The sequence below is a fragment of the uncultured Frigoribacterium sp. genome (assembly GCF_963515265.1).
GTDB lineage: Bacteria > Actinomycetota > Actinomycetes > Actinomycetales > Microbacteriaceae > Frigoribacterium.
Genome location: NZ_CAUPYL010000115.1, coordinates 1 through 8,183, shown reverse-complemented (window position 1 = coordinate 8,183; position 8,183 = coordinate 1). Strand labels below are relative to the sequence as shown.

7 protein-coding genes and 1 pseudogene are annotated in these 8,183 nt (G+C 71.9%); 3 read left to right on the top strand and 5 right to left on the bottom strand.

Features of this window, described 5'->3' with window-relative positions; genetic code table 11:
• On the bottom strand, positions 1-891 hold an 891-nt coding region (locus tag RWM17_RS09830), incomplete at its 3' end, for a PfkB family carbohydrate kinase (RefSeq protein WP_314103156.1).
• A gap of 302 nt (positions 892-1,193) precedes the next feature.
• Here RWM17_RS09830 and RWM17_RS09825 point away from each other — a divergent pair.
• The gene (locus RWM17_RS09825; protein WP_314103154.1) at positions 1,194-1,715 is read left to right on the top strand and encodes an SRPBCC family protein; all 522 of its coding nucleotides are present in this window, start codon (positions 1,194-1,196) and stop codon (positions 1,713-1,715) included.
• Positions 1,716-1,889: 174 nt separating this feature from the next.
• Positions 1,890-2,945, top strand: coding sequence for a TerC family protein (locus RWM17_RS09820; RefSeq protein ID WP_314103152.1), 1,056 nt, complete (start codon positions 1,890-1,892; stop codon positions 2,943-2,945).
• A 502-nt stretch (positions 2,946-3,447) separates the two neighbouring features.
• Here the strand turns inward: RWM17_RS09820 and RWM17_RS09815 are convergent.
• From RWM17_RS09815 to RWM17_RS09800, 4 genes are all read right to left on the bottom strand, one after another.
• Positions 3,448-4,950 carry a PTS ascorbate transporter subunit IIC gene (locus RWM17_RS09815; protein WP_314103151.1) on the bottom strand — a complete coding sequence of 501 codons (1,503 nt, stop codon included), beginning with the start codon at positions 4,948-4,950 and terminating at the stop codon, positions 3,448-3,450.
• Between the two features lie 41 nt (positions 4,951-4,991).
• Positions 4,992-5,264, bottom strand: a complete 273-nt coding sequence (locus RWM17_RS09810) for a PTS sugar transporter subunit IIB (protein ID WP_123548377.1) — start codon at positions 5,262-5,264, stop codon at positions 4,992-4,994.
• Positions 5,265-5,384: 120 nt separating this feature from the next.
• Positions 5,385-5,855: a PTS sugar transporter subunit IIA gene (locus tag RWM17_RS09805; RefSeq protein WP_123548376.1), complete on the bottom strand. Its 471-nt coding sequence runs from the start codon at positions 5,853-5,855 to the stop codon at positions 5,385-5,387.
• 139 nt (positions 5,856-5,994) lie between these two features.
• Positions 5,995-7,185 carry an ROK family transcriptional regulator gene (locus RWM17_RS09800; RefSeq protein ID WP_314103158.1) on the bottom strand — a complete coding sequence of 397 codons (1,191 nt, stop codon included), beginning with the start codon at positions 7,183-7,185 and terminating at the stop codon, positions 5,995-5,997.
• A gap of 91 nt (positions 7,186-7,276) precedes the next feature.
• On the opposite strand from RWM17_RS09800, the pseudogene RWM17_RS09795 reads away from it, so the two are divergent.
• Positions 7,277-8,183: pseudogene (locus RWM17_RS09795) on the top strand (hypothetical protein); the annotation flags it as partial.

Here is an 8,183-nt window from a genome sequence, read left to right as displayed (position 1 = left end):
CGCCGCGATCGCGTCCGGGTCGCCCGAGCCCAGCCCGTGGCGGGTCACGTTCAGCGCACCGGCCGCCGTGCCCGTGACGACCGCCTCCTCGAGTCCGCCGCCCGCGGCGAGCACGGCGGCGACGCCGGCCGTGAGCGAGTCGCCGGCACCGCGGGTGTCGACGACCTGCATCGAGGGCACGCTGACCTCGAACACGCGCGCGCCGGGCCCGTCGAGCACGAAGGTGGGCAGGTCCGAGCAGGTGACGACGACCGACGACGCCCCGCGCAGCCGCAGGTCGCGCATCGCCTCGACGATCCGCTCGGGGGTGCTCTCGGTGATCAGCTCGTCGGCGAGCAGCTCCTGGTCGCTGACCTTGAGCACGTCGACGCCGCCCTCGAGCACCGCCTCCAGCCGCTCGCCGGCGAGGTCCGCGACGACGACGCGGTCGACGGCGCGCAGGTCCGCGGCGAGACGGCGGTAGACGTCGACGGGCAGGGTGTCGTCGCCGGACGGGCCACTGAGCACCGTGACGTCCGACTCGAGCCCGGCCCGCAGCGCGAGCCCGTACAGCTCGTCGAGGTCGTGCCGGCTGAGGGCGTCGCCGGAGGTCTCGACGAGCTCGTCCCGCTCGCCGTCCCGCCGGTCGTGCACGTAGGCCGCGCCGCGCCCCTCGCGGCGGACCGACAGCAGCGGCACGCCCTCGTCGTCGCAGAGGTGCCCGACGACCGCGCCCGTCTCGCCGACGAGCGCGGCGACCACGACGACCTCGGCCCCGAGCGTCTGCAGCATCCGCGCCTGCCAGAGCCCCTGCCCGCCCGCGTGCACGTGCACGTCGGCGCCGGGACCGTGGTCCTCGACGGTGACCGTGAGCACGGGAGAAGGGGCGAAGACGGCGACTCGGCCTGCCATGGTGGTCCGTTCTGTGGGGCCCCGCGGGTGCGACGGCTGACAGGCCGAACGAACCACGTGGTGCGGTGCGCGGCTCCCAGCAGTCTCCCGGCCGGCTCTGTGATGCGCGCGGCGGGGCAGGGCCCGCAATTCAGGAAGTGGGCATCCCGTCCTCCTGATGCGTGCACGATCCAGGACCGCGCCTCCTGCGTCGTGCGTTCTCAGGACACACGTTCCTGAATGAGGAGAGACCGAGTCGAGGAGGCGCGAGGTCGCCCCGCAGGCCGACCAGTCCCCCGGGCGGGTGACTCCGAACCATCCTCATGACCACCACAGCGAGCGCGATCCGCGAGGGAGTGACGACGGCGTCCCTCGAGCGGGCGTGGGAGATCGGGACGCCGATGACGCCGGTCGGGTTCTACCCCCGCTCCGGCCCCTTGCCTGCCGTCGTCGCCGTCCACGGACAGACGGGCCCCTGGGACGCCCCGGGCCAGACCCGCCGCCTCGAGCTCTCCGGCGGCGGCCAACTGGTCGAGACGCTCGTGACCGTGGCCCGTCCGGCGCTGTTCGTCTACGAGCTGACCGACTTCCGTGGTCCGCTCCGCTCGCTCGTCGAGCGCGGCCGCGCCGAGTGGTGGTACGAGCCCCTCGACCGCCACGACGAGGAGGGGTCCGGCACCCGGGTCTGCTGGCAGTACTCGTTCGACGCGAAGCCCGGCCGCGGGCTGCTGGTGCGTGCCGTGGTCCGGCTGCTCTGGGGGCCGTACATGACGAAGGTCCTCGGGGGCGTGACCGCCGAGATCGACCGGGTCGCCGCCTCCACCGACCAGGCTCCCGCCGCCTGAGTCGGGCCGGTCCCCTACCGGCTGAAGCTTGCAGGGGCCGCAGCTTCACAGCACTGTCGGGGCTGCTTGGGGGCACGCTGACAGCGCCGATCGCCCTACGGTCGATCAGACCCCCTTCGCCGCGCGTGCGCAGGGCCCGCTGCCTCACAGCCCGACCTCTGCGGAGAGACCCCCGTGAACATCACCCTGACCACCTGGCTCATCACCATCGGTGTGACGATCGCCTTCTTCGTCTACGAGTTCTTCACGCACGTGCGCAAGCCGCACGAGCCCACCATCGGCGAGAGCGCCCGCTGGTCGGCGTTCTACATCGGCCTCGCCCTGCTGTTCGGCGTCGGGATCGGCTTCACGAGCGGCTGGGGCTTCGGCGGCGAGTACTTCGCCGGCTACCTGACCGAGAAGGCGCTGTCGATCGACAACCTCTTCGTGTTCCTGCTGATCATGACCGGGTTCGCCATCCCGCGGATGTACCAGCAGAAGGTGCTGATGATCGGCATCGTCATCGCGCTCATCATGCGTGCCGGCTTCATCGCCGCCGGTGCCGCGCTGATCGAGAACTTCTCGTGGGTCTTCTACATCTTCGGCGCCCTGCTCTTCGTGCTGGCCTACCAGCAGCTCAAGGGCGACCACGGCGGCAACGCGGCCGACAACATGTTCGTGCGCGTGGCACGACGCGTGCTGCCGGTGCACGACGACTTCAACGGCGACAAGTTCACGGTCAAGATCTCGGGCAAGCGCTTCGTCACGCCGCTGCTGCTCTGCGTCATCGCGATCGGCTTCGTCGACCTCGTCTTCGCGCTCGACTCGATCCCCGCGATCTACGGCCTCACCAACGAGGCGTACATCGTCTTCACGGCCAACGCGTTCGCGCTGATGGGCCTGCGCCAGCTGTACTTCCTGATCGGCGGACTGCTCGAGCGCCTCGTCTACCTGTCGCAGGGCCTCGCGGTCATCCTGGCCTTCATCGGCGTCAAGCTCGTCTTCCACGCCCTGCACGTCAACGAGGTGCCCTTCATCAACGGCGGCGAGCCGCTGCTCTGGGTGCCCGAGATCCCGATCTGGCTGTCGCTGCTCTTCATCGGCGCGACGATCACGGTCGCGACCGTGGCGAGCCTCGCCAAGACCCGGGGCGATGCCGAGAAGAAGAAGCGCGAGACCGTCGAGGGCGAGCCGATCACGCACGCGCACGACTCCTCCGCCTCGAAGAAGGACGACAGCGCGGCGCACTAGCCCGCACGGCTCCGCACCGCACCGCACCGCACCGCCGCAGAGCGCCGCGTCCCCGTCTCGGGGACGCGGCGCTCTGCCGTGTCCTGCCCGTGATGTGAGAGTGATCTGCGGCGACCGGGCCGCTGATGCAGGCCCCCGCCGCCGCTGACAGCAGGATCCCTCTCGGTTTCAGGCCGCCGGAGTGGTCAATCCCGCAGACGCCGACTGACGCGCCCGGGATGCACCTCCCCACGCCGCGTGTGGACCTCCTGCGGTCGGCTTGTGCGGAGGGGAGCACCTCGTGACGCGAAGAACCGCGTTCCGAACCAAGAACCGGGACAGATCGCGGTTCATGGTTCGGAACGCGGTTCGAGACGCTGAACACCTGCCCACGCGCGCACGTCAGTCGCGGTGCACACGCGCAGACACGCAGGAGGCGCGGTGCCGGTCAGACCGACACCGCGCCTCCTGCGCGCACCTGCCCCGCGCACCCTGCCTCAGCAGCAGCACGCGGGGCGCAGGGTCACGACGTGGCTGCCGCCTCCTTGGCGCGCTTCGCCGCGGCGTCCGCCTCGTCCTTCTCGGCAGCGAGGCGCTCGTCGCGCCCCGCGCCGGGCACCCAGCCGCCGTCGACGAGCTTGATCTGATAGATCGAGGCGCCGATGACGAGGGCCGCGCCGATGACGAGGCTGAGGACCACGCCCACCATCGGGCTGCCGAGGAAGCTGGCGCCGATCAGCGTGCCGAACCAGCCGAAGTCCGCGTCGCCGAACGTGCTGTTCGCGAAGCCGAGGTTGCCGAGCACGAGCAGCAGGATCGCGGGCAGGAACGTGATGATCAGGCCGTTGACGAATCCGCCGACCATCGCGCCGCGACGTCCGCCGGTCGCGTTGCCGAAGACGCCCGCTCCACCGCCGGTGAAGAAGTGGGGCACCATGCCGGGCAGGATCAGCGCGAGCCCGAAGACCGGGTTCAGCCACGCGGCGAGCACGCCCAGGGCGACGAGGCCTCCGGCGAACGACGAGAGGAACCCGATCAGCACGGCGTTCGCGCCGTAGGGGAACACCAGCGGGATGTCGAGCGCGGGCTTGGCGCCCGGCACGACCTTCTCGGCGATGCCCTGGAACGCGGGGACGAGCTCGCCGAGCACGGTGCGCACGCCGTAGAGGATGATCGCGACGCCGACGCCGAACTGCAGCGCCTGGGCGAAGCCGGCCATGATGAACGCGCCCGCGTCGGTCACGCCGAAGATCTCGAACGCCTCGGCCTGGGGCAGGCTGATCAGGCCCCAGATGGTGAAGACCAGGTAGATCAGCACCATCGAGAGGCTCGTGGCGACCATCGAGTCGCGCAGGAACTTGAGCCCCTGGGGGAACCTGATCTCCTCCGTCGACTTGCTCTTCTTGCCCACCGCGATGCCGGCCGAGGCCGCCGCGACGTAGCCGAGGGTGCCGAAGTGGCCGATGGCGATCGAGTCGTCACCGGTGATCTTCTTCATGAAGGGCTGCGCGAACGCCGGCATGACGACCATGATCACGCCGAGCAGCACGGCGCCGAGCAGCACGGTCAGCCAGCTGAGGCCGTCGCCGAGGCCGACCGAGAGCACGACGGTGAGCAGCACCGACATGAACACCATGTGGTGCCCGGTGAGGAAGATGTACTTCAGCGGCGTGAAGCGCGCGAGCGCCAGCATCACGAGGAAGCCCAGCACGAGCACGTAGGCGCTCTGCGCGCCGTACTGCTCCTGCGCGACGGCCGCGATGACCTCGTTGGTGGGGATGACGCCCTGGGCGCCGGTGACCGCGAGGATCAGCGTGCCCAGCGGGTCGAGCGCCCCGGTGACGACGGTCGCGCCGGCCCCCAGGATCAGGAAGCCGATGGCCGCCTTGAGCGCGCCTCCCACGACCTGTCCGGCGTTGCGACGCAGGGCGATCAGTCCGATCGCCGTGATGATGCCGATCAGGTAAGCAGGCACGTTGAGGATCTGCTTGCCGATGAAGTCGAGTACGACGACCAGCCACTCCATTGGGACTCCTTAGTTCTTTCTCTCGCTCGACTGACCGGGGGTCAGGCGATCGAGTCCTGGATCTTCTGCTGGATCTCGGCGACGTTCGTGAAGTTGTCGATGACGACGACCTTCGCGGGGACCTGGCCGAGCTCCTCGACGAGGTCCTCGCTGGTGAGCACGAGCTCGGCGGTGCGGGCGGCGCCGCGGGCGGTGCCGATGTCGGCGGCCTCCACGTCGGCGTCGATGTCGAGCGCGCGGAGCGCCTTCTCGGCGTTCATCTTGAGCAGCACCGAGGTGCCGATGCCCATGCCGCAGACGGTGATGATCTTCATGGTGCTGTCCCTTCCGGGGGGTCGAGTGCTGGTGTTCGGGTGTTCGGGTGTTCGGGGAGTCGTGGCGCAGGGCCCGCCCCGAGGAGGCGCGGGTCGCGTCGGCCTCGGGAGGCCGGTCGGCTAGACGGCCGCGGCCTGCGCTAGCTCGTGCAGGGTGGCGAGCACCTCGTCGGGCGTCTGCGCGGCACGGAGGCGGGCCAGGCCCTCGTCGTCGGCGAGCACGCCGGCGAGCGCCGACATGACCTCGATGTGGCCGTCGTGGTCGAGGGCGGCGAGGCCGATGACGAGGTCGACCGGGTCGTTCGTCTTGTGGCCGAAGGCGACGGGCTCGGCGAGGCCGACCCACGAGAGGCCGGTGCGCGCGACGGCGGGCGACGGGCGGCTGTGGGCGAGCGCGAGGCCGGGGGCGATGACGATGTAGGGGCCGAGTTCGTCGACCGCCGCGATCATCTCGTCCGTGTAGGCGTCGGTGGTGGCGCCCGAGGCGACCAGGCCGGCGCCGGCGAGGCGGATCGCCTCGCGCCAGTCGGCGGCGTGCGCCGCGGTGGTCACGGCCTCGACGGAGAGTTCTTCTGCCAGGTCGACGGTCATGGGCGGGCTCCTTCGCTCGGCGCCGCGGGGGCGCGTGCCTGCTCACGCGAGCAGGGTCGCCCGACAGGTGTCGACGGGCGCGCCCCGACTCTAGCTCGGATCGAGCCTTTTGACCACTCGTGTTCCAAAGTCGAGCGCGTCAGCCCCTCAGCCCCGCGGGAGGCGCGGGCTGGGCGCCCGGGGCGCGCCGGCTCGTCGCGGCGCTCACGCGGGCGACGTCGAAGAGCTCGTCCTGCGCCATGAGGGAGGCGCCGCGCACCCCGGCCTTGTCGCCCAGCCGGGCCCGCTCGACCACGAGGCCGCGGCGCGAGAAGTCGTGCGTGCCCGTGAGCAGCGCCGAGCGGATGCCCGCGACGAGGCGCTCGCCCGTCTCGGCGAGGTTGCCGCCGACGATCACGGCCTGCGGGTTGAGCAGCCCCACGACGTCGGCGAGCGCCTCGCCGATGCGGGTGCCCACGGTGTGCAGCTGCTCGAGCACGAGCGGGTCGTGGGCCCGCGCCGCGGCGACGATGTCGGCGCTGGTGGCGACGTCGTGCCCGGCGTCGCGGAGGGCGCTGCGGATGGTCGCGCCGCTCGCCTCCAGCTCGAGGCGGTGGAGCGGCTCGCGGGAGGCGCGCGGCGCGCTCAGCTGGCCGGCGCCTCCTCGGGCCCCTCGGTACACGTGCCCGTCGAGCACGAAGGCGCAGCCGACGCCCATGCCGACCTTGACGACGGTGAGGTGCGAGTACTCGGGCCAGCTGAGGCGGGACTCGCCCACGGCGAGGATGTTGACGTCGCGGTCGACGGCGAAGACGGCGTCGAAGCCGGCGAAGTAGTCGTCGACCCGCACCTCTTCCCAGCGGGGGTCGAGCTGCGGGCTGCCGAGCCGGCCGGTGACCGCGTCGACCGGCCCGGGCACGCCGACCCCGATCGCGCGCACGTCGGCACGGCTGCGACCGAGATCGGCGAGGAGGAAGTCGAAGACCTGGATCGCCCAGCTGAAGATCTCGTCGGGGCCGTCGTGCAGGCCGATGTCGGCCTCGTCCTCGCTGAGCACGGTCGAGACCAGGTCCGTCACGCCGACGCGGGTGTGCGAGCCGCCGATGTCGATGGCCAGGATCACGCCCGCGTCCGCGGCGACCGCGAACTCCTCGGGCGGACGGCCGCCGCTGCTGCTGAGCTGGCCGGCGCTGACGATGAAGCCCGCCTCGAGCAGGTCGTCGAGCCGGCGGGCCAGGGTGACCCGCGACCAGCCGAGCTGCTCGATCAGGTCGCTGCGGGTCGTCGCCTCGCCCCGGCGGATCAGGTCGAGCACGACGCCGGAGCCGGTGGAAGGCGTCCTGGGGGTCATCACCACGCTGCGCTCCTCTGCGATGGGTGGGCGTCGACTCGTCGGGCCGAGCTCGGTTGACTTCAGTCTAGGTGTAGACGAAAGTGGGGCCATGGCCGACGACGTCCCCTCGACTCCCCCGACAGACACTAGCCGTGAGGCCGCGACCGACGGCGCCGCTGCCGCAGCCGCCTCGCGCGGCGACGCGGCCGCCGAGGCCGACGTGCTGGAGGCCCGTGCCGTCGCCGCCGCGGTGATGATCCCCGCGCAGGTGGTCCAGGCGAAGGGCCACGGCCACGCCGGCACCGCGATGGCGCTGGCTCCCCTCGCGCACACGCTGTTCCAGCACGTGCTCCGCCACGACCCCGCCGATCCCGAGTGGACCGGGCGCGACCGTCTCGTGCTCTCGGCCGGCCACGCCAGCCTGCTGCTCTACGTGCAGCTCGCCCTGACCGGCTACGGACTCGGGCTCGACGAGCTCGCCCTCAGCCGCACGCTCGGGTCGCGCACCCCCGGCCACCCTGAGCTGCACCACACGCCCGGCGTCGAGATGAGCACCGGGCCCCTCGGCCAGGGAGTCGCCTCCGCCGTCGGCCTGGCCCTCGCCGCCCGCCGCGACGAGGCGCTGCACGGCGCGGGCACGGGCCTCTTCCGCAGCACGACCTGGGTGATCGCGGGCGACGGCTGCCTGCAGGAGGGGGTCTCGGGCGAGGCGTCGAGCCTCGCCGGCACCCTCGGCCTCGACGAGCTGGTGCTCATCTGGGACGACAACCGCATCACCATCGACGGCGGCACCGACATCGCCTTCGGCGAGGACGTCCGCGCCCGCTACCGCGCCTACGGCTGGCGGGTGCTCGAGGTCGACGACGCCGCCGACCTCGACGCGCTCCGGTCGACGCTCGAGCAGGCGCGCGAGCCAGAGACGGGCGACGGCGACGGCGGAGCAGGTGCCGACGGGTCCGCAGGAGGCGGCGCTCGCGCCGGCCGCCCGACGCTCGTCGCCGTCCGCTCCGTGATCG

What these genes read in the sequence shown, in the direction of transcription:
- RWM17_RS09800 (WP_314103158.1), bottom strand. Translation starts at nt 7,185, where the DNA reads ATGACCCCCAGGACGCCTTCCACCGGCTCCGGCGTCGTGCTCGACCTG.
- RWM17_RS09825 (WP_314103154.1), top strand. Translation starts at nt 1,194, where the DNA reads ATGACCACCACAGCGAGCGCGATCCGCGAGGGAGTGACGACGGCGTCC.
- RWM17_RS09805 (WP_123548376.1), bottom strand. Translation starts at nt 5,855, where the DNA reads ATGACCGTCGACCTGGCAGAAGAACTCTCCGTCGAGGCCGTGACCACC.
- RWM17_RS09815 (WP_314103151.1), bottom strand. Translation starts at nt 4,950, where the DNA reads ATGGAGTGGCTGGTCGTCGTACTCGACTTCATCGGCAAGCAGATCCTC.
- RWM17_RS09810 (WP_123548377.1), bottom strand. Translation starts at nt 5,264, where the DNA reads ATGAAGATCATCACCGTCTGCGGCATGGGCATCGGCACCTCGGTGCTG.